The organism is Citrobacter sp. FP75 (assembly GCF_018342065.1).
GTDB lineage: Bacteria > Pseudomonadota > Gammaproteobacteria > Enterobacterales > Enterobacteriaceae > Citrobacter.
This window is the reverse complement of the sequence record NZ_JAFDOE010000001.1, coordinates 349,223-368,478: the sequence shown is the minus strand read 5'-3', so window position 1 is coordinate 368,478 and position 19,256 is coordinate 349,223. Positions and strand designations below refer to the sequence as shown.

16 protein-coding genes and 7 tRNA genes are annotated in these 19,256 nt (G+C 53.2%); 21 read left to right on the top strand and 2 right to left on the bottom strand.

All coding sequences use genetic code 11. The features are described 5' to 3' along the window. Window positions 1-3: 3 nt before the first annotated feature. From asnB to JQ822_RS01675, 8 genes are all read left to right on the top strand, one after another. Window positions 4-1,668, top strand: a complete 1,665-nt coding sequence (gene asnB / locus JQ822_RS01710) for an asparagine synthase B (protein ID WP_213132017.1) — start codon at window positions 4-6, stop codon at window positions 1,666-1,668. 228 nt (window positions 1,669-1,896) lie between these two features. Continuing rightward, window positions 1,897-1,973 (top strand) — tRNA-Met (locus JQ822_RS01705). Between the two features lie 9 nt (window positions 1,974-1,982). Next, a tRNA-Leu gene (locus JQ822_RS01700) sits at window positions 1,983-2,067 on the top strand. A gap of 23 nt (window positions 2,068-2,090) precedes the next feature. Beyond that, a tRNA-Gln gene (locus tag JQ822_RS01695) sits at window positions 2,091-2,165 on the top strand. 36 nt (window positions 2,166-2,201) lie between these two features. Next, a tRNA-Gln gene (locus JQ822_RS01690) sits at window positions 2,202-2,276 on the top strand. Between the two features lie 21 nt (window positions 2,277-2,297). Further along, window positions 2,298-2,374: transfer RNA gene (locus tag JQ822_RS01685), tRNA-Met, on the top strand. A gap of 45 nt (window positions 2,375-2,419) precedes the next feature. After that, a tRNA-Gln gene (locus JQ822_RS01680) sits at window positions 2,420-2,494 on the top strand. Between the two features lie 36 nt (window positions 2,495-2,530). Next, window positions 2,531-2,605: transfer RNA gene (locus JQ822_RS01675), tRNA-Gln, on the top strand. A gap of 103 nt (window positions 2,606-2,708) precedes the next feature. Here the strand turns inward: JQ822_RS01675 and ubiF are convergent. Next, a complete protein-coding gene (gene ubiF / locus JQ822_RS01670) occupies window positions 2,709-3,884 on the bottom strand; it encodes a 3-demethoxyubiquinol 3-hydroxylase (RefSeq protein ID WP_213132016.1) in 1,176 nt (391 codons plus the stop codon). A 145-nt stretch (window positions 3,885-4,029) separates the two neighbouring features. Between ubiF and miaB the strand changes: the two genes are divergently transcribed. The 10 genes from miaB to rihA all read left to right on the top strand — a co-directional run bounded on the left by miaB (window position 4,030) and on the right by rihA (window position 14,280). Next, window positions 4,030-5,460, top strand: a complete 1,431-nt coding sequence (gene miaB, locus JQ822_RS01665; protein ID WP_213132015.1) for a tRNA (N6-isopentenyl adenosine(37)-C2)-methylthiotransferase MiaB — start codon at window positions 4,030-4,032, stop codon at window positions 5,458-5,460. Between the two features lie 155 nt (window positions 5,461-5,615). Further along, entirely contained in the window at window positions 5,616-6,662 is a 1,047-nt protein-coding gene (locus JQ822_RS01660; RefSeq protein ID WP_003022776.1) for a PhoH family protein, read from the top strand. Next, entirely contained in the window at window positions 6,659-7,126 is a 468-nt protein-coding gene (gene ybeY / locus JQ822_RS01655; protein WP_135322680.1) for an rRNA maturation RNase YbeY, read from the top strand. The genes JQ822_RS01660 and ybeY overlap by 4 nt, the downstream gene beginning before the upstream one ends. Before the next feature lie 97 nt (window positions 7,127-7,223). Next, window positions 7,224-8,102, top strand: a complete 879-nt coding sequence (gene corC, locus JQ822_RS01650; protein ID WP_181618902.1) for a CNNM family magnesium/cobalt transport protein CorC — start codon at window positions 7,224-7,226, stop codon at window positions 8,100-8,102. A 24-nt stretch (window positions 8,103-8,126) separates the two neighbouring features. Further along, entirely contained in the window at window positions 8,127-9,665 is a 1,539-nt protein-coding gene (lnt, locus tag JQ822_RS01645; RefSeq protein ID WP_213132014.1) for an apolipoprotein N-acyltransferase, read from the top strand. Between the two features lie 356 nt (window positions 9,666-10,021). Beyond that, entirely contained in the window at window positions 10,022-10,930 is a 909-nt protein-coding gene (gene gltI / locus JQ822_RS01640) for a glutamate/aspartate ABC transporter substrate-binding protein GltI (protein WP_213132013.1), read from the top strand. Window positions 10,931-11,088: 158 nt separating this feature from the next. Then, window positions 11,089-11,829 (top strand): glutamate/aspartate ABC transporter permease GltJ, encoded by a 741-nt coding sequence (gene gltJ / locus JQ822_RS01635; RefSeq protein WP_213132012.1) that lies wholly within the window; start codon window positions 11,089-11,091, stop codon window positions 11,827-11,829. Beyond that, window positions 11,829-12,503, top strand: coding sequence for a glutamate/aspartate ABC transporter permease GltK (gene gltK, locus JQ822_RS01630; RefSeq protein WP_213132011.1), 675 nt, complete (start codon window positions 11,829-11,831; stop codon window positions 12,501-12,503). Before gltJ ends, gltK begins: the two co-directional genes overlap by 1 nt. After that, window positions 12,503-13,228, top strand: coding sequence for a glutamate/aspartate ABC transporter ATP-binding protein GltL (gene gltL / locus JQ822_RS01625; protein WP_213132010.1), 726 nt, complete (start codon window positions 12,503-12,505; stop codon window positions 13,226-13,228). Before gltK ends, gltL begins: the two co-directional genes overlap by 1 nt. A gap of 116 nt (window positions 13,229-13,344) precedes the next feature. Beyond that, complete coding sequence (gene rihA / locus JQ822_RS01620; protein ID WP_213132009.1) at window positions 13,345-14,280, top strand: pyrimidine-specific ribonucleoside hydrolase RihA; 936 nt, start codon at window positions 13,345-13,347, stop codon at window positions 14,278-14,280. A 35-nt stretch (window positions 14,281-14,315) separates the two neighbouring features. Here the strand turns inward: rihA and JQ822_RS01615 are convergent, their stop codons facing one another. Further along, on the bottom strand, window positions 14,316-14,798 hold the full coding sequence (locus JQ822_RS01615) for a zinc ribbon-containing protein (protein WP_005121423.1): 483 nt from the start codon (window positions 14,796-14,798) through the stop codon (window positions 14,316-14,318). A gap of 235 nt (window positions 14,799-15,033) precedes the next feature. On the opposite strand from JQ822_RS01615, the gene leuS reads away from it, so the two are divergent. From leuS to holA, 3 genes are read left to right on the top strand one after another with little or no spacing between them, the layout of a single operon-like run. Beyond that, window positions 15,034-17,616, top strand: a complete 2,583-nt coding sequence (gene leuS, locus JQ822_RS01610) for a leucine--tRNA ligase (protein ID WP_213132008.1) — start codon at window positions 15,034-15,036, stop codon at window positions 17,614-17,616. Between the two features lie 14 nt (window positions 17,617-17,630). Beyond that, the gene (gene lptE / locus JQ822_RS01605; RefSeq protein ID WP_213132007.1) at window positions 17,631-18,224 is read left to right on the top strand and encodes an LPS assembly lipoprotein LptE; all 594 of its coding nucleotides are present in this window, start codon (window positions 17,631-17,633) and stop codon (window positions 18,222-18,224) included. Beyond that, window positions 18,224-19,255 carry a DNA polymerase III subunit delta gene (gene holA / locus JQ822_RS01600; protein ID WP_213132006.1) on the top strand — a complete coding sequence of 344 codons (1,032 nt, stop codon included), beginning with the start codon at window positions 18,224-18,226 and terminating at the stop codon, window positions 19,253-19,255. Before lptE ends, holA begins: the two co-directional genes overlap by 1 nt. The last annotated feature ends 1 nt before the right edge of the window (window position 19,256 follow it).

The window sequence follows — 19,256 nt, the reverse complement described above, 5'->3', positions numbered from 1 at the left end:
GTTATGTGTTCTATTTTTGGCGTATTCGATATTAAAACAGACGCAGTTGAGCTGCGTAAAAAAGCCCTGGAACTGTCTCGTCTGATGCGCCATCGCGGTCCGGACTGGTCGGGTATTTACGCCAGCGATAACGCAATTCTGGCGCATGAGCGTCTGTCCATTGTCGACGTCAACGCCGGTGCTCAACCGCTGTACAACGTGAAAAAAACGCACATCCTGGCGGTGAACGGCGAGATTTATAACCACCAGGCGTTACGCGCTGAATACGGCGATCGCTACCAGTTCCAGACCGGTTCCGACTGCGAAGTTATCCTCGCGTTGTACCAGGAAAAAGGTCCTGAGTTCCTCGACTCTCTGCAAGGCATGTTTGCCTTCGCACTGTACGACAGCGAACAGGATGCGTATTTGATCGGCCGCGATCATATCGGGATCATCCCGCTGTACATGGGACATGACGAACACGGCAACCTGTATGTGGCGTCTGAAATGAAAGCGCTGGTTCCGGTATGCCGCACGATTAAAGAATTCCCGGCTGGTAGCTATCTGTGGAGCAAAGACGGGGAAATCCGTCAGTACTATCAGCGCGACTGGTTCGAATACGACGCCGTAAAAGACAATGTGACGGATAAAAACGAACTGCGTCAGGCGCTGGAAGACGCGGTTAAAAGCCACCTGATGTCAGACGTTCCTTACGGTGTGCTGCTGTCTGGTGGTCTGGACTCCTCGGTGATTTCCGCCATCACCAAAAAATACGCGGCGCGCCGTGTTGAAGATCAAGAGCGCAGTGAAGCCTGGTGGCCACAGCTGCACTCCTTCGCCGTAGGCCTGAAAGGCGCACCGGATCTGAAAGCCGCTCAGGAAGTGGCTAACCACCTTGGTACCGTACACCACGAGATCCATTTCACCGTACAAGAAGGCCTGGATGCCATCCGCGATGTGATTTATCACATTGAAACCTATGATGTAACCACCATTCGTGCCTCAACGCCGATGTACTTAATGTCACGCAAAATTAAAGCGATGGGCATTAAAATGGTGCTATCGGGCGAAGGTTCCGATGAAGTGTTTGGCGGTTACCTTTATTTCCACAAAGCGCCAGATGCAAAAGAATTGCACGAAGAAACAGTACGTAAACTACAGGCGCTGCATATGTTCGACTGTGCCCGTGCTAACAAGGCCATGTCAGCCTGGGGGGTTGAAGCCCGCGTGCCATTCCTCGATAAGAAATTCCTTGATGTGGCGATGCGCATCAACCCGCAGGATAAAATGTGCGGTAACGGGAAAATGGAAAAACACGTCCTGCGCGAATGTTTTGAATCCTACCTGCCGGCCAGCATTGCGTGGCGTCAGAAAGAGCAGTTCTCTGACGGTGTCGGTTATAGCTGGATTGACACACTGAAAGAAGTCGCGGCGGAGCAAGTTTCCGACCAACAACTGGAAACCGCCAGCTTCCGTTTCCCGTACAACACGCCGTCGTCTAAAGAAGCGTATTTGTACCGTGAAATTTTCGAAGAGCTGTTCCCGGTAGCCAGCGCCGCCGAGTGTGTTCCGGGCGGTCCGTCCGTCGCCTGTTCTTCTGCCAAAGCCATTGAATGGGATGAAGCGTTTAAAACCATGAACGATCCCTCAGGTCGTGCGGTTGGCGTACACCAGTCGGCTTATAAGTAAGTAAACCAATCATCAGCAAAGGGCCCTGCGGGGCTCTTTTTTTATATCGATTTAACGCGCGGAAAAACAATTAATAACTAATAATTGCCGAATATTGCGTCATGCTGTTCGCAACCTAACCAAACAGTCACATTCCAGCTATTTTCAATGAAAAAGGGGTTGACGCTTCAAGGCTCAATACGCATAATGCGCCCCGCAACGCCGATAAGGTAACGCGAAAAAAAAGATGGCTACGTAGCTCAGCTGGTTAGAGCACATCACTCATAATGATGGGGTCACAGGTTCGAATCCCGTCGTAGCCACCATCTTTTTTTGCGGGAGTGGCGAAATTGGTAGACGCACCAGATTTAGGTTCTGGCGCCGCAAGGTGTGCGAGTTCAAGTCTCGCCTCCCGCACCATTCACCCGAAAGCGTTGCACGGATGGGGTATCGCCAAGCGGTAAGGCACCGGTTTTTGATACCGGCATTCCCTGGTTCGAATCCAGGTACCCCAGCCATTTTTCTTCGATATAGCGGTTCACCGCGACGGTCATTGGGGTATCGCCAAGCGGTAAGGCACCGGTTTTTGATACCGGCATTCCCTGGTTCGAATCCAGGTACCCCAGCCATCGAAGAATATGATAGTATTTGGCTACGTAGCTCAGTTGGTTAGAGCACATCACTCATAATGATGGGGTCACAGGTTCGAATCCCGTCGTAGCCACCATATTAAGGACGTATCGATCTAGTTCGATAAATCCAAAAAAATTGTTGGGGTATCGCCAAGCGGTAAGGCTCTGGTTTCTGATACCAGCATTCCGAGGTTCGAATCCTCGTACCCCAGCCAATTTCAAAAAGTCGTCCACTCTGTGGGTGCACCCGTTGGGGTATCGCCAAGCGGTAAGGCTCTGGTTTCTGATACCAGCATTCCGAGGTTCGAATCCTCGTACCCCAGCCATTTTAGAAAAGCTCGCTTCGGCGAGCTTTTTGCTTTTCTGCATTTATTGCCTGATGGCGCTACGCTTATCAGGCCCACGAAACTCCCTGTAGGCCTGCCTGAATTACAACCCTAACGCATACTTCAGCGCCTGACGTTTCAGAACGCCTGCGCGTTCGGCCGCCATCAGCCCGAGGTTACGCATAATGCGCAGCGGTTGCAGGTTGTTGCTGAATCCGGCGTAGAACAGATCCATCCCACTTTGCATGATGAAGTTATCGGTCATACGACGCGCCTGGTAGCGCTTCAGTACCTGTTGGCTGGCCCACGCCTCACCATAGCTGCGGGCGCTCACCAGAACATCAATCAGCGCATCAACATCACGGTATCCGAGATTCACCCCCTGCCCGGCCAGCGGATGAATAGTGTGCGCGGCGTCGCCCACCAGCGCCAACCCTGGCTGCACGTACTGCAACGCGTGACGGCGTGTAAGAGGAAATGCCCCTGCGCCAACAGGCGTAACGTGACCCAGCCGTGAAGGGAAATATTTGGCGATCTCCGCCTGGAGCTGTGCCATATCGAGACTCTGCAACTGGCGGATACGGGCCGGAGAGTCGTACCACACCAGCGAGGCCCAATTATCGAACAGCGGTAAAAACGCACGCGGCCCGTCAGGGGTAAACTGCTGCCAGGTGCTGTCTCCCGGCAAATTCTCGCATTGCACGGTAATCAGCATGCAGGATTGCGCATACTGCCAGGCATGAATGCCAATCCCGGCCATTTGACGAACCTGAGAATTCGCGCCATCGGCACCAATTACCAGCTTTGCGGTTATCTTTTCGCCACCCGCTAATTCAAGTTCGTGTTGGTCATTATGCCGATGCAGAGAAATCAGTGATGCCGGCACGCGCAGGGTCACTTTGGGGTGTGCCTCCAGCGCCTGCCACAAGGCCTGCTGCAGGACGTTGTTTTCTACCATATAGCCCAGCAATGGCAGCTTTAGCTCAGCGGCATCAAACACGACGTGGGCATTCTCCCACTCCCAGGTCTCCAGACGACGATATGGATGAGTGCGCATACCCTGCACCGCATCCCAGACGCCCAGACCTTTCAGCAACGATGCAGAGGCAGAGCTAATGGCCGAAATACGGATATCAGGCTGGCTGTCAGCCACAAACGGCGCAGGCGCGGCATGCTCAATCACCGCCACCGTAAATCCATGCTGCGCCAGTCCAAGCGCCAGCGCGCCGCCGACCATCCCCCCGCCGACAATGGCAACTTCCGTTGGTTGATTTGTCATGGTCAATCATCCTGTTACATGTATTGTGTAAGTTTACAGGATTTTTTACCCCTTGAGGCTGACATCCGTCATACTGGTCACAACCGCGCCAACGCAGTACACTATGCGCCCTGCATTTCAGCCACAATTTCGCAAGAGCAAGTCGATGACAAAAAAACTCCATATTAAAACCTGGGGCTGTCAGATGAACGAATACGATTCATCGAAGATGGCCGATCTGCTGGATGCCACTCACGGGTATCAACTGACCGACGTGGCGGAAGAAGCGGATGTGCTGCTGCTGAATACCTGCTCAATCCGCGAGAAGGCTCAGGAAAAAGTGTTCCATCAGTTAGGTCGCTGGAAACTCTTAAAAGAGAAAAACCCGGATCTGATTATCGGCGTGGGTGGCTGTGTGGCCTCTCAGGAAGGCGATCACATTCGTCAACGCGCGCACTACGTCGATATTATATTTGGGCCACAAACCCTGCACCGTCTGCCTGAGATGATCAACAAGGTTCGCGGAAGCGTTAAGCGTAGCCCGGTGGTTGATATCAGTTTCCCGGAAATCGAAAAATTCGACCGTCTGCCGGAGCCGCGTGCTGAAGGTCCAAGCGCGTTTGTGTCCATCATGGAAGGTTGTAACAAATACTGCACTTACTGCGTGGTGCCGTACACCCGTGGTGAAGAAGTCAGCCGTCCGGCTGACGATATCCTGTTTGAAATCGCCCAACTTGCGGCACAGGGCGTGCGTGAAGTCAATCTGTTAGGACAAAACGTGAACGCCTGGCGCGGTGAAAACTATGACGGCACAACCGGCTCGTTCGCGGATTTACTGCGTCTGGTGGCGGCGATCGACGGCATCGACCGTATCCGGTTCACTACCAGTCATCCGATTGAGTTCACCGACGATATCGTTGAAGTTTACCGCGATACCCCGGAGCTGGTGAGCTTCTTGCACCTGCCGGTACAAAGTGGCTCAGACCGCGTATTGAATCTGATGGGGCGTACCCATACCGCGCTGGAATACAAAGCGATCATCCGTAAACTGCGCGCCGCTCGCCCGGATATTCAAATTAGCTCCGACTTTATTGTGGGGTTCCCTGGCGAAACCACGCAAGATTTCGAACAGACCATGAAGCTGATTGCTGACGTCAACTTCGACATGAGCTACAGCTTTATCTTCTCAGCGCGTCCTGGCACACCTGCCGCCGATATGGTTGACGACGTCCCGGAAGAAGAGAAGAAACAGCGTCTGTATATCCTGCAGGATCGCATCAACCAGCAGGCAATGGCCTGGAGCCGTCGTATGCTCGGCACCACCCAACGCATTCTGGTCGAAGGTACGTCGCGTAAAAGCGTGATGGAGCTGTCTGGTCGTACCGAAAATAACCGCGTGGTGAACTTTGAAGGCACCCCGGAGATGGTCGGTAAGTTTGTGGATGTTGAAATTACCGACGTCTGGACCAACTCCCTGCGCGGCAAAGTGGTGCGTACCGAAGACGAAATGGGCCTGCGCATCGCAGAAAGCCCGGAGTCGGTCATTGCACGCACTCGCAAAGAAAACGATCTCGGCGTCGGTATTTATCAGCCGTAATCTTTATGACCCGTCAGCTCTGGCGGGTCTTGTTTTTCCTCCCGCAATCCCCATATTTGTCGCAATGCTTGCGCCTTTCCCCTGTGGCGTGAATAATTTCCTTAGATGCCGGTAAATGTTCAACGTCCGGCGATATTCAGCATAAGAGGAACAGTTTGAACATAGACACTCGCGAAATTACCCTTGAACCCGCAGATAATGCCCGCCTGTTGAGCCTTTGCGGTCCTTTTGATGACAACATCAAACAGCTGGAGCGTCGCCTCGGCATCGAAATTAACCGCCGTGATAACCACTTTAAGCTGACCGGTCGCCCAATTTGCGTCACCGCTGCGGCAGATATTTTACGCAGCCTGTACGTCGATACCGCCCCGATGCGCGGTCAGACCCAGGACATTGAACCCGAACAAATTCATCTGGCGATTAAAGAAGCGCGCGTGCTTGAGCAGAGCGCAGACAGCGTGCCGGAGTTTGGCAAAGCGGTGAACATCAAAACCAAGCGCGGCGTGATTAAACCGCGTACGCCTAATCAGGCGCAGTACATCGCCAATATTCTCGATCATGACATCACCTTCGGCGTGGGTCCTGCAGGTACGGGTAAAACATACCTGGCGGTTGCCGCCGCAGTCGATGCGCTTGAGCGTCAGGAAATTCGCCGTATCCTGCTGACCCGCCCGGCGGTGGAAGCCGGTGAAAAATTGGGCTTCCTGCCGGGCGATCTCAGCCAGAAAGTCGATCCCTATTTGCGCCCGTTGTATGACGCGCTGTTCGAAATGCTTGGCTTTGAGAAGGTCGAGAAACTGATTGAGCGTAACGTCATTGAAGTCGCCCCGCTGGCCTACATGCGCGGTCGTACGCTGAACGATGCATTTATCATTCTTGATGAGAGCCAGAACACCACCATCGAACAGATGAAAATGTTCCTGACCCGTATCGGCTTCAATTCTAAAGCGGTTATCACCGGTGACATCACTCAGATTGACCTGCCACGCAGCACCAAATCCGGCCTGCGTCATGCCATAGAAGTGCTGGCTGAAGTCGATGAGATTAGTTTTAATTTCTTCCATAGCGAAGACGTGGTGCGCCATCCGGTGGTTGCCCGTATCGTGACGGCATATGAAGCCTGGGAAGAAGCAGAACAAAAACGTAAAGCCGAACAGGCAGCGGAACGCAAGCGTGAAGCTCAGGAGCAGGAACAAAAATGAGTCAGGTTATTCTCGATTTACAACTGGCATGTGAAGATAACGCCGGTTTACCGGATGAGAGCCAGTTTCAGGCATGGCTGGATGCGGTGATCCCGCAGTTTCAGGAAGAGTCAGAAGTAACCATTCGTCTGGTCGATGACGCTGAAAGCCACGAACTGAACCTGACGTATCGCGGGAAAGACAAGTCAACCAACGTGCTGTCCTTCCCGTTTGAAGCCCCTCCGGGCATCGAACTGCCGCTGCTGGGCGATCTTATCATCTGTCGTCAGGTCGTTGAAAAGGAAGCCCAGGAACAAGGTAAACCACTTGAGGCCCACTGGGCGCACATGGTGGTACACGGTAGCCTGCATCTATTGGGCTACGACCATATCGAAGACGACGAAGCGGAAGAAATGGAATCCCTCGAAACAGAGATTATGCTTGCTCTGGGCTATGAGGATCCGTACATTGCCGAGAAGGAATAACCTGCTGCCGGTAAACCGGTAACAGGTCACGACGCCAGGCACTGAGTTTGCGTGCCTTGAGCCACCTATTAACTAACATGAGAACCCATACGACGCCATGAGCGACGACAATTCACACAGTAGTGACACCTTACACAGCAAAAAGGGATTCTTTTCCCTGTTACTGAGCCAACTTTTCCACGGTGAACCGAAAAACCGCGACGAACTGTTGGAGCTGATCCGTGATTCCGGGCAAAACGACCTTATCGATGAAGATACGCGCGATATGCTCGAAGGGGTGATGGACATTGCGGACCAGCGCGTTCGCGACATCATGATCCCCCGTTCCCAGATGATCACCCTGAAACGCAACCAGACCCTGGATGAATGTCTTGATGTCATCATCGAGTCTGCCCACTCGCGTTTCCCGGTGATTAGCGAAGACAAAGATCACATAGAAGGGATTCTGATGGCCAAAGATCTGCTGCCGTTTATGCGCAGCGACGCCGAAGCCTTCAGCATGGAGAAAGTGTTACGCCAGGCGGTTGTCGTACCTGAGAGCAAGCGTGTTGACCGCATGCTGAAAGAGTTCCGCTCTCAGCGGTACCATATGGCTATCGTCATTGACGAGTTCGGCGGCGTCTCGGGTCTGGTGACCATTGAAGACATCCTTGAACTGATCGTCGGTGAAATCGAAGATGAATATGACGAAGAAGACGATATCGATTTCCGTCAGCTCAGTCGTCACACCTGGACCATTCGCGCGCTGGCGCCGATTGAAGACTTCAACGAAGCCTTCGGCACCCACTTTAGCGACGAAGAAGTCGATACGATTGGCGGTCTGGTGATGCAGGCCTTTGGTCATCTGCCCGCGCGTGGGGAGACCATCGACATTGATGGTTACCAGTTCAAAGTGGCAATGGCCGACAGCCGTCGTATTATTCAGGTTCATGTCAGAATTCCGGACGACTCACCCCAGCCAAAACTGGACGAATAAACCCGAAACTGGATCAAAGACTACATGGCATTTGCCCCATTGATTGAACGCCAGCGCATTCGCCTGCTGCTGGCGTTATTATTCGGTGCCTGCGGGACGCTGGCTTTCTCTCCTTATGACATCTGGCCTGCGGCGATTATTTCGCTGATGGGCCTGCAGGCTCTCACCTTCAACCGCCGCCCGCTCCAGTCTGCCGCTATCGGCTACGTCTGGGGACTGGGGCTTTTTGGCTCCGGAATCAACTGGGTCTATGTCAGCATTGCGCAGTTTGGCGGTATGCCTGGCCCGGTTAACGTGTTCCTTGTGGTGCTGCTTGCCGCATACCTCTCACTCTATACCGGTCTGTTTGCCGGCATTCTGTCGCGCCTGTGGCCAAAAGCAACCTGGCTACGCGTCGCCATTGCCGCCCCCGTTGTCTGGCAGATAACCGAATTCCTGCGCGGCTGGGTGCTGACAGGTTTCCCGTGGCTACAGTTTGGCTACAGCCAGATTGACGGCCCGTTAAAGGGACTGGCGCCGGTTATGGGCGTTGAGGCGATAAACTTCCTGCTGATGATGGTTAGCGGCCTGTTGGCGCTGGCGCTGGTGACGCGTAACTGGAAGCCGCTGGTTGCCGCACTCGTGCTCTTTGCTCTGCCTTTTCCACTGCGCTATATCCAGTGGTACACGCTTGAGCCGGAAAAAACCACTCAGGTCTCGATGGTGCAGGGCGACATTCCTCAATCGCTTAAATGGGATGAAGGTCAGTTACTCAACACCCTGAAGATTTATCTCGACGCCACCCAGCCCGAGATGGGGAAATCGCAGCTGATCATCTGGCCAGAATCCGCTATTCCGGATCTGGAGATCAACCAGCAACGCTTTCTTAGCATGATGGATGACCTGCTGAAATCTAAAAACAGTACGCTGATCACCGGTATTGTTGACGCGCGTCTGAATAAGCAGAATCGTTACGACACCTACAACACCATCATCACGTTGGGTAAAGACAGTCCGTACAGCTACGACTCCGCGAATCGCTACAATAAAAACCACCTTGTTCCATTTGGTGAGTTTGTCCCGCTGGAATCGATTCTACGCCCGCTGGCACCGTTCTTTGACCTGCCAATGTCATCGTTTAGTCGTGGGCCGTATGTGCAGCCACAGCTGCAGGCGCACGGCTTTAAGCTGACGGCGGCAATCTGCTACGAAATCATTCTTGGCGAACAGGTCCGGGATAACTTCCGCCCGGATACGGACTACTTGCTGACCGTCTCCAACGATGCCTGGTTTGGTAAATCCATCGGTCCGTGGCAGCACTTCCAGATGGCGCGTATGCGGTCACTGGAGCTGGCGCGTCCGCTGCTACGTAGCACCAACAATGGCATCACGGCGGTGATTGGCCCGCAGGGTGAAGTTCAGGCGATGATTCCACAGTTTACTCGCCAGGTACTGACCACCAGCGTAACGCCGACGACGGGCCTCACGCCCTATGCGCGTACCGGAAACTGGCCGCTGTGGCTGCTTACCGCGCTGTTTGGCTTTGGTGCGGTCCTAATGAGTCTGCGCCAGCGTCGTAAGTAACCCTCGCCCCCCGGCCGGATAACGTTTCACTTATCCGGCCAACAAAACACTTCCCCTTCCCATTCTGGCACGCCTATTGCTTTGTTATACAAGGCAAACGTTGTTTTGGCTGAATGTGCAACCTGGTCGCACCAAAGTTGAGCACAGGTAGCACCTGATAAGTGCAACAAGATATTTTTGCCCCCAAATGGTGCGGCGCACCTCGCAAAAATAAACAATAACACAGCAAATTCTTTACATTCATCCAAACTAAATGTTAACAAACATATACAAGACTGCACTTTTAAGTAGCAAACAATAACAACATCACAATGGGTATCAATGCGTCCATGGCGCAGACGATAAAGGAGTTGGATATGCAATTACGTAAGCTCGCCACAACCATGCTGGTTATGGGAATGTCTGCTGGCCTGGCGCACGCAGAAGATGCCGCCCCTGCGGCAGGCAGTACGCTGGATAAAATCGCTAAAAATGGCGTGATCGTCGTCGGACACCGCGAATCCTCGGTCCCGTTTTCCTACTACGACAATCAGCAAAAAGTGGTCGGTTATTCACAGGATTACTCCAACGCCATTGTTGAGGCCGTGAAGAAAAAGCTGAACAAGCCTGACCTGCAGGTGAAGCTGATTCCAATTACCTCCCAGAACCGTATCCCGCTGCTGCAAAACGGCACCTTCGACTTTGAGTGTGGCTCCACCACCAACAACGTTGAGCGCCAGAAGCAAGCTGCGTTCTCTGACACCATTTTCGTTGTCGGCACCCGTCTGCTGGCGAAAAAAGGCGGCGACATCAAAGATTTCGCCGACCTGAAAGGCAAAGCGGTGGTCGTGACTTCCGGCACCACTTCGGAAGTGCTGCTGCATAAGCTAAATGAAGAGCAAAAAATGGATATGCGCATCATCAGCGCAAAAGACCACGGTGACTCTTTCCGCACCCTGGAAAGTGGTCGCGCCGTTGCCTTTATGATGGATGACGCCCTGCTGGCAGGCGAACGCGCGAAGGCGAAGAAGCCGGACAACTGGGAGATCGTCGGCAAGCCGCAATCTCAGGAAGCCTACGGCTGTATGCTGCGTAAAGACGACGTGGCGTTCAAAAAGCTGATGGATGACACCATTGCGCAGGCACAAACCTCAGGCGAAGCGGAGAAATGGTTTGATAAGTGGTTTAAAAACCCAATTCCGCCGAAGAACCTGAACATGAATTTCGAACTGTCGAGCGAAATGAAGGCCTTGTTCAAAGAACCGAATGATAAAGCACTTAACTAACTAAAACGAAATGGGGCGAGTTCACCTTGCCCTCACGATTGTCGGGAAGCATGGACAGACTATACGTTGAGTGGTCGTTCCCCACTCAACGCGAAAAATGAGCTTCTCAACAATCTTCGAGGGTAGCGCTGCTACCCTTTTTTTTCTGGAGTAGATTTATGTCTATAGACTGGAACTGGGGTATTTTTTTACAAGCAGCCCCGTTCGGCAACACCACCTATCTCGGCTGGCTCTGGAGCGGCTTCCAGGTCACCGTCGCGTTATCTATCACCGCCTGGATTATCGCTTTTCTGGTAGGCTCCTTATTCGGCATCTTACGCACCGTTCCCAATCGTTTTCTTTCCGGGATTGGCACGTTGTACGTTGAACTGTTTCGTAACGTTCCGCTGATCGTTCAGTTTTTTACCTGGTATCTGGTGATCCCCGAGCTGCTGCCGGAAAATATTGGCATGTGGTTCAAGTCAGAACTGGATCCTAACATTCAGTTTTTCCTCTCATCAATGCTATGTCTGGGGCTGTTTACCGCCGCCCGCGTTTGTGAGCAGGTGCGCGCTGCGATTCAGTCCCTACCCCGCGGGCAAAAAAACGCCGCGCTGGCGATGGGGCTGACGCTGCCGCAGGCCTATCGCTATGTTCTGCTGCCTAACGCTTACCGCGTGATTGTCCCGCCAATGACCTCAGAGATGATGAACCTGGTGAAAAACTCCGCCATCGCCTCGACCATCGGTCTGGTAGATATGGCGGCGCAGGCAGGCAAACTGCTGGATTATTCTGCCCACGCCTGGGAGTCGTTTACCGCTATCACCCTTGCTTACGTATTGATTAACGCCTTTATTATGCTGGTGATGAATCTGGTTGAACGTAAAACTCGCCTGCCGGGCAATTTGGGAGGCAAATAATGTACGAATTTGACTGGAGTTCAATCGTCCCCTCCCTGCCGTATCTGCTGGATGGGCTGCTTATTACGCTAAAAATTACCGTCACGGCGGTTATCATCGGCATCGTTTGGGGCACGCTCCTTGCAGTGATGCGCCTGTCCAGCTTCGCCCCCATTGCCTGGTTTGCGAAGATCTACGTTAACGTTTTCCGCTCCATTCCACTGGTGATGGTGCTGCTGTGGTTTTACCTGATTGTGCCCGGATTTTTGCAGAACGTATTAGGCCTGTCACCGAAAACCGATATTCGCCTGATCTCAGCAATGGTGGCGTTTTCAATGTTTGAAGCGGCGTACTACTCAGAGATTATCCGTGCCGGGATCCAGAGTATCTCTCGTGGACAGTCCAGCGCCGCGCTGGCATTGGGGATGACCCACTGGCAGTCAATGAAGCTCATCATATTGCCGCAGGCATTTCGCGCGATGGTGCCATTGCTGCTCACTCAGGGCATCGTCCTGTTTCAGGATACCTCGCTGGTCTACGTATTGAGTCTGGCAGATTTCTTCCGCACCGCCTCCACCATTGGCGAGCGTGACGGTACACAGGTCGAGATGATTCTGTTCGCTGGCGCCGTCTATTTTGTATTCAGTCTGAGCGCATCGTTGTTGGTCAGCTATTTGAAGAAAAGGACAGTTTAATGATTACCCTGAAAAATGTTTCTAAATGGTATGGTCACTTTCAGGTGCTGACCGACTGCTCCACGGAAGTCAAAAAAGGTGAAGTGGTCGTGGTCTGCGGTCCGTCAGGTTCAGGTAAGTCAACGCTTATCAAAACGGTAAACGGTCTGGAACCTGTGCAGCAGGGTGTGATCACCGTTGATGGTACCGTGGTGAATGACAAAAAAACCGATCTGGCCAAACTGCGTTCCCGCGTGGGTATGGTCTTCCAGCACTTTGAACTGTTCCCGCATTTGTCGATCATCGAAAACCTGACGCTGGCCCAGGTGAAAGTGCTCAAGCGCGATAAAACGCCAGCACGCGAGAAAGCGCAAAAGCTGCTTGAACGAGTGGGGTTATCTGCACATGCTGAAAAGTTTCCGGCCCAGCTTTCCGGTGGGCAGCAGCAGCGCGTGGCCATTGCCCGGGCGCTGTGTATGGATCCTATTGCCATGCTGTTTGATGAACCAACGTCGGCGCTCGATCCCGAAATGATCAACGAGGTGCTGGACGTCATGGTTGAACTGGCCCATGAAGGGATGACCATGATGGTAGTCACCCATGAAATGGGCTTTGCGCGGAAAGTGGCGAACCGGGTGATCTTTATGGATGAAGGCAGGATTGTGGAAGACTCACCGAAAGAAGAGTTTTTTGCCAATCCAAAATCAGACCGCGCTAAAGACTTCCTGGCCAAAATACTGCATTAATTTTCCCGGCGCGCACATCAGAGTGCGCGCCAACTCACGCTTTATCTCTTCGCTTCTCGAATCACATACAGCCCGGCGTTAACCTTGTCACAAAGTCCCACTCACAAGGAGCAACAATGGCACTTCCGATCCTGTTTGATTGCGATCCAGGTCATGACGACGCTATCGCAATTGTTCTCGCCCTCGCCTCACCTGAACTGGATGTGAAAGCGATAACCTCATCTGCCGGTAACCAGACACCTGACAAAACCCTGCGTAATGTGCTGCGTATGTTAACGCTGCTCAACCGTACGGATATTCCCGTTGCTGGTGGCGCGGTGAAACCGCTGATGCGTGATTTGATTATTGCCGATAACGTTCACGGGGAGAGCGGCCTGGACGGCCCAGCGCTACCGGATCCCGCTTTCGCCCCACAACGCTGTACAGCAGTGGAGTTGATGACGAAAACCCTGCGTGAAAGCCCTGAACCGGTCACTATTGTGTCAACCGGCCCGCAGACTAACGTGGCATTACTGCTGAACAGCCATCCTGAACTGCACAATAAAATTGCCCGCATCGTGATTATGGGCGGTGCGATGGGCCTCGGGAACTGGACGCCCGCCGCCGAGTTCAACATTTTCGTGGATCCAGAAGCCGCTGAGATCGTATTCCAGTCGGGCATTCCGGTGGTGATGGCCGGACTTGATGTCACGCATAAAGCGCAAATTCATCGTGAAGATACCGAGCGATTCCGCGCTATTGGTAATCCCATTTCGACGATTGTTGCTGAGTTACTGGATTTCTTTCTCGAATATCACAAAGACGAGAAATGGGGGTTCGTCGGCGCACCGCTGCACGACCCGTGCACCATCGCCTGGTTGCTGAAACCGGAACTGTTCACTACTGTTGAACGTTGGGTCGGCGTAGAGACGCAGGGGAAATACACGCAAGGCATGACCGTGGTGGATTACTACTTCCTGAGCGGTAATAAGCCAAACGCCACAGTGATGGTAGATGTGGATCGCGAAGGATTTGTCGATCTGCTGGCCGAACGTCTCAAGTTTTATGCCTGATGAATTGCCGGATGGCGATACCATCCGGCACAAAATTACGGCTCAAACGGTCGTCGCTGGAATTGATCGTGACCACATTTCGGACAAAGCGGCAGCACATCCGGTGTGTAAACGGCTAAGTGGAAGTGGCACTTCTCGCACACCAGATTCCCCAGCCCAACCACTTCACCGCTGTGATAAACCCCGTGATGGCTGAGATCCTGGAACACTTCGCGCCATTCGAGCTGCGTTTTATCGGTAATATCTGCCAGTTCCTGCCAGATACTTTCCTTGATGACCCGCATAAAGACGCTGTCAGTCTCCTCATCAAGGCTCTCTTCGTAACTAAGCGCAAACTCTTCAAGGTCGCGTCTGACGGCCCTTGTGAGTTCCTCCACCTCGGTTCGCGTTAACTCCCCGGTCTGCATAACTCGCTGACGTGCCTGCTCCACCAGCGCATCGATATCGCGTTCACCATTGCGCAGACGCTCGCTAAGTGACGTCACCAGTTCACGGTAATATTGAGCAACCTTGTTCATCGCTTCGCCTCCTGGGTCGTTAACTGTCTATAATAATAGACGTTATTTACGCTACGCTTTGCAAGACTGTCCACAGAGTATGTAAATTCGTGCAATATTTATCCTTGCGGGAATTCAATGCTGAATGCGCGAAAGGCTGTTTTGACGCGGACGTTTGGGCTATGCTATGCGGATCTGAAACACCACATCTAAAGCTACGTTTGTAGCTGTATTGAAAACAGGACCACTGGCTGCCATGCAAGAGCAATACCGCCCGGAAGAGATAGAATCCAAAGTACAGCTTCACTGGGATGAGAAGCGCACATTTGAAGTTACCGAAGACGAGAGCAAAGAGAAGTATTACTGCCTGTCTATGCTTCCCTATCCTTCTGGTCGACTACACATGGGCCACGTACGTAACTACACCATCGGTGACGTAATCGCCCGCTACCAACGTATGCTGGGTAAAAACGTCCTGCAGCCTATTGGCTGGGATGCATTCGGTCTGCCTGCAGAAGGCGCTGCGGTTAAAAACAACACCGCGCCCGCACCGTGGACGTACGACAACATCGCTTACATGAAAAACCAGCTCAAAATGCTGGGCTTCGGCTATGACTGGAGCCGTGAGCTGGCGACCTGCACCCCGGAATATTACCGTTGGGAGCAAAAATTCTTCACCGAACTGTACAAAAAAGGTCTGGTGTACAAAAAAACTTCAGCGGTTAACTGGTGCCCTAACGACCAGACCGTCCTTGCGAACGAACAGGTTATCGACGGTTGCTGCTGGCGCTGCGACACCAAGGTTGAGCGTAAAGAGATCCCACAGTGGTTCATCAAAATCACCGCTTACGCAGACGAACTGCTGCGCGATCTGGATAACCTGGATCACTGGCCGGACACCGTTAAAACCATGCAGCGTAACTGGATTGGCCGTTCTGAAGGCGTGGAAATCACCTTCGACGTCAATGGTTACGACAACACGCTGACCGTTTACACCACCCGCCCGGACACCTTTATGGGTGCGACCTACCTGGCGGTTGCCGCAGGTCACCCGCTGGCGCAGAAAGCCGCCGCGAACAACCCAGAACTGGCCGCCTTCATTGACGAGTGCCGCAACACCAAGGTTGCCGAAGCTGAAATGGCGACCATGGAGAAAAAAGGCGTCGACACCGGCTTCAAAGCGATTCACCCGCTGACCGGCGAAGAGATCCCGGTTTGGGCGGCAAACTTCGTGTTGATGGAATATGGCACAGGTGCCGTAATGGCCGTTCCGGGCCACGATCAGCGCGACTACGAGTTTGCCACCAAATATGGCCTGAGCATCAAACCGGTCATTCTGGCAGCTGACGGCTCAGAACCGGATCTGTCTGAGCAGGCACTGACCGAGAAAGGCGTACTGTTTAACTCTGGCGAGTTTGACGGTCTGGCCTTCGAAGCCGCCTTTAATGCCATTGCCGACAAGCTGGTCGAAAAAGGTGTAGGCGAGCGTAAAGTGAACTACCGTCTGCGCGACTGGGGCGTTTCCCGTCAGCGTTACTGGGGTGCACCGATCCCGATGGTCACGCTGGAAGATGGCACCGTACTGCCAACGCCAGAAGATCAGCTGCCGGTCATTCTGCCAGAAGATGTGGTCATGGACGGAATCACCAGCCCGATCAAAGCTGACCCGGAGTGGGCAAAAACGACCGTTAACGGTATGCCTGCGCTGCGTGAAACCGACACCTTTGATACCTTTATGGAATCTTCATGGTACTACGCGCGCTACACCTGCCCGCAGTATCAGGAAGGCATGCTGGACTCTAAGGCCGCCAACTACTGGCTGCCGGTTGACATCTACATTGGCGGGATTGAACACGCCATCATGCACCTGCTCTACTTCCGCTTCTTCCACAAGCTGATGCGTGACGCGGGCATGGTGAACTCTGACGAACCGGCTAAACAGCTGCTGTGTCAGGGTATGGTACTGGCTGATGCCTTCTACTACGTCGGAGCCAATGGCGAACGTAACTGGGTTTCTCCGGTTGACGCGATCGTTGAACGTGACGAGAAAGGCCGTATCGTGAAGGCGCAGGATGCCGAAGGTCATGAACTGGTGTATACCGGCATGAGCAAGATGTCCAAGTCGAAAAACAACGGCATCGACCCGCAGGTGATGGTTGAGCGTTACGGCGCGGACACCGTGCGTCTGTTCATGATGTTCGCCTCCCCGGCTGACATGACTCTGGAATGGCAGGAATCCGGCGTTGAAGGAGCAAACCGCTTCCTGAAGCGTGTCTGGAAACTGGTTTACGAACACACCAGCAAAGGTGATGTTGCTGCCCTGAACGTTGACGTATTGAGCGAAGATCAGAAAGCGCTGCGTCGTGATGTTCACAAAACCATCGCTAAAGTGACCGATGATATCGGCCGTCGTCAGACCTTTAACACCGCCATTGCGGCGATTATGGAACTGATGAACAAGCTGGCGAAAGCGCCGCAGGAAGACGAGCAGGACAGAGCTTTGATGCAGGAAGCATTGCTGGCCGTTGTGCGTATGCTTAACCCGTTCACCCCACACGTTTGCTTCACTTTGTGGCAGGCGCTGAAAGGTGAAGGCGATATCGACAACGCACCGTGGCCGGTTGCTGATGAAAGCGCAATGGTCGAAGACTCAACGCTGGTTGTGGTTCAGGTAAACGGTAAAGTCCGTGGTAAAATTACCGTTCCGGTAAACGCCACCGAAGAGCAGGTTCGTGAGCGTGCTGGCCAGGAACACCTGGTGGCAAAATATCTTGATGGCGTTACCGTACGTAAAGTGATTTATGTACCGGGTAAACTCCTCAATCTGGTCGTTGGCTAAGCGCGGGAGGAAGCGTGCGACTTCTGACAACATTGTTGTTATCTCTGGCGGTGCTGGTCACCGCCGGGTGTGGATGGCATCTGCGTAGCACTACGCAGGTCCCACCCACGATGAAAACCATGATTCTGAACTCTGGCGATCCGAATGGCCCGTTAAGCCGTGCGGTACGTAATCAATTACGTCTGAACGGTGTAACATTGCTTGAAGACGGTTCAATGCGTAAGGACGTTCCGTCCCTGCGCCTTGGTGCGGTCAGTATTTCCCAAGATACGGCGTCTGTATTCCAGAACGGTCAAACGGCTGAATACCAGATGGTGATGTCGGTCAGTGCCTCAGTGCTGATTCCGGGTCATGACATTTACCCGATCAGCGCCACCGTCTTCCGCTCGTTCTTTGACAACCCACAGGCGGCACTGGCGAAGGATAATGAGCAGGAGATGATCGTTAAAGAGATGTATGACAAAGCGGCCGAACAGTTGATTCGTAAACTGCCAAGCGTACATGTTGCTGACGTTCAGTCATCCAGTGATGACGTAAAACCTGCTGAGAACAACACAGCAGCGCCAACGTCTTCTCCGGCGCGTGTTTCCACCACGCTGGGTAACTGATGCTCAAGTTGTACCCTGAACAACTCCGCGCACAGCTCAAAGAAGGGCTGCGCGCGGCGTATTTATTACTGGGCAACGATCCCCTGTTGTTGCAGGAAAGCCAGGATGCTGTCCGTCTGGCCGCTGCCACGCAAGGGTTCGAAGAACACCACACTTTCACTCTCGACACCAGCACTGACTGGGGGGCTATTTTTTCCCTCTGCCAGGCCATGAGCCTGTTTGCCAGCCGTCAGACATTACTTCTGCAACTGCCTGAAAACGGTCCAAATGCCGCCATTAACGAACAGCTCGCCACGCTGGTTAGCCTGCTACATGACGATCTGCTGCTGATTGTTCGCGGCAACAAGCTGACCAAAGCGCAGGAAAACGCCGCGTGGTATACCGAACTGGCGAACAATGCGGTTCAGGTTAGCTGCCAGACGCCTGAGCAGGCGCAGCTTCCACGCTGGGTTGCCGCCAGAGCAAAACAAAATAACCTGCAACTGGATGACGCAGCCAATCAGCTCTTGTGCTATTGCTATGAAGGCAACCTGTTAGCCCTGGCGCAGGCACTGGAGCGGTTATCGTTGCTGTGGCCTGATGGCAAACTCACGCTACCTCGCGTGGAGCAAGCGGTTAACGATGCGGCGCACTTTACCCCTTTCCATTGGGTGGATGCGCTGCTGATGGGCAAAAGTAAGCGCGCGTTGCACATTCTGCAGCAACTGCGCCTTGAGGGTAGTGAACCGGTTATTTTGCTACGCACGATACAGCGTGAATTATTGTTGCTGGTAAACCTGAAACGGCAATCATCCCATACGCCATTGCGTGCACTGTTTGATAAGCACCGGGTATGGCAAAACCGCCGCGGCATGATGAGTGATGCGCTAAACCGACTCTCACCTGCACAATTACGTCAGGCAGTGCAACTGTTAACGCGCATGGAAATTACGCTTAAACAAGACTATGGTCAGTCAGTGTGGGCGGAGCTTGAGGGACTTTCCCTGCTACTCTGCCATAAATCGCTGGCAGATGTTTTTATTGACGGTTGAT

What these genes read in the sequence shown, in the direction of transcription:
- asnB (WP_213132017.1), top strand. Translation starts at nt 4, where the DNA reads ATGTGTTCTATTTTTGGCGTATTCGATATTAAAACAGACGCAGTTGAG.
- ubiF (WP_213132016.1), bottom strand. Translation starts at nt 3,884, where the DNA reads ATGACAAATCAACCAACGGAAGTTGCCATTGTCGGCGGGGGGATGGTC.
- miaB (WP_213132015.1), top strand. Translation starts at nt 4,030, where the DNA reads ATGACAAAAAAACTCCATATTAAAACCTGGGGCTGTCAGATGAACGAA.
- ybeY (WP_135322680.1), top strand. Translation starts at nt 6,659, where the DNA reads ATGAGTCAGGTTATTCTCGATTTACAACTGGCATGTGAAGATAACGCC.
- corC (WP_181618902.1), top strand. Translation starts at nt 7,224, where the DNA reads ATGAGCGACGACAATTCACACAGTAGTGACACCTTACACAGCAAAAAG.
- lnt (WP_213132014.1), top strand. Translation starts at nt 8,127, where the DNA reads ATGGCATTTGCCCCATTGATTGAACGCCAGCGCATTCGCCTGCTGCTG.
- gltI (WP_213132013.1), top strand. Translation starts at nt 10,022, where the DNA reads ATGCAATTACGTAAGCTCGCCACAACCATGCTGGTTATGGGAATGTCT.
- gltJ (WP_213132012.1), top strand. Translation starts at nt 11,089, where the DNA reads ATGTCTATAGACTGGAACTGGGGTATTTTTTTACAAGCAGCCCCGTTC.
- gltK (WP_213132011.1), top strand. Translation starts at nt 11,829, where the DNA reads ATGTACGAATTTGACTGGAGTTCAATCGTCCCCTCCCTGCCGTATCTG.
- gltL (WP_213132010.1), top strand. Translation starts at nt 12,503, where the DNA reads ATGATTACCCTGAAAAATGTTTCTAAATGGTATGGTCACTTTCAGGTG.
- rihA (WP_213132009.1), top strand. Translation starts at nt 13,345, where the DNA reads ATGGCACTTCCGATCCTGTTTGATTGCGATCCAGGTCATGACGACGCT.
- JQ822_RS01615 (WP_005121423.1), bottom strand. Translation starts at nt 14,798, where the DNA reads ATGAACAAGGTTGCTCAATATTACCGTGAACTGGTGACGTCACTTAGC.
- leuS (WP_213132008.1), top strand. Translation starts at nt 15,034, where the DNA reads ATGCAAGAGCAATACCGCCCGGAAGAGATAGAATCCAAAGTACAGCTT.
- holA (WP_213132006.1), top strand. Translation starts at nt 18,224, where the DNA reads ATGCTCAAGTTGTACCCTGAACAACTCCGCGCACAGCTCAAAGAAGGG.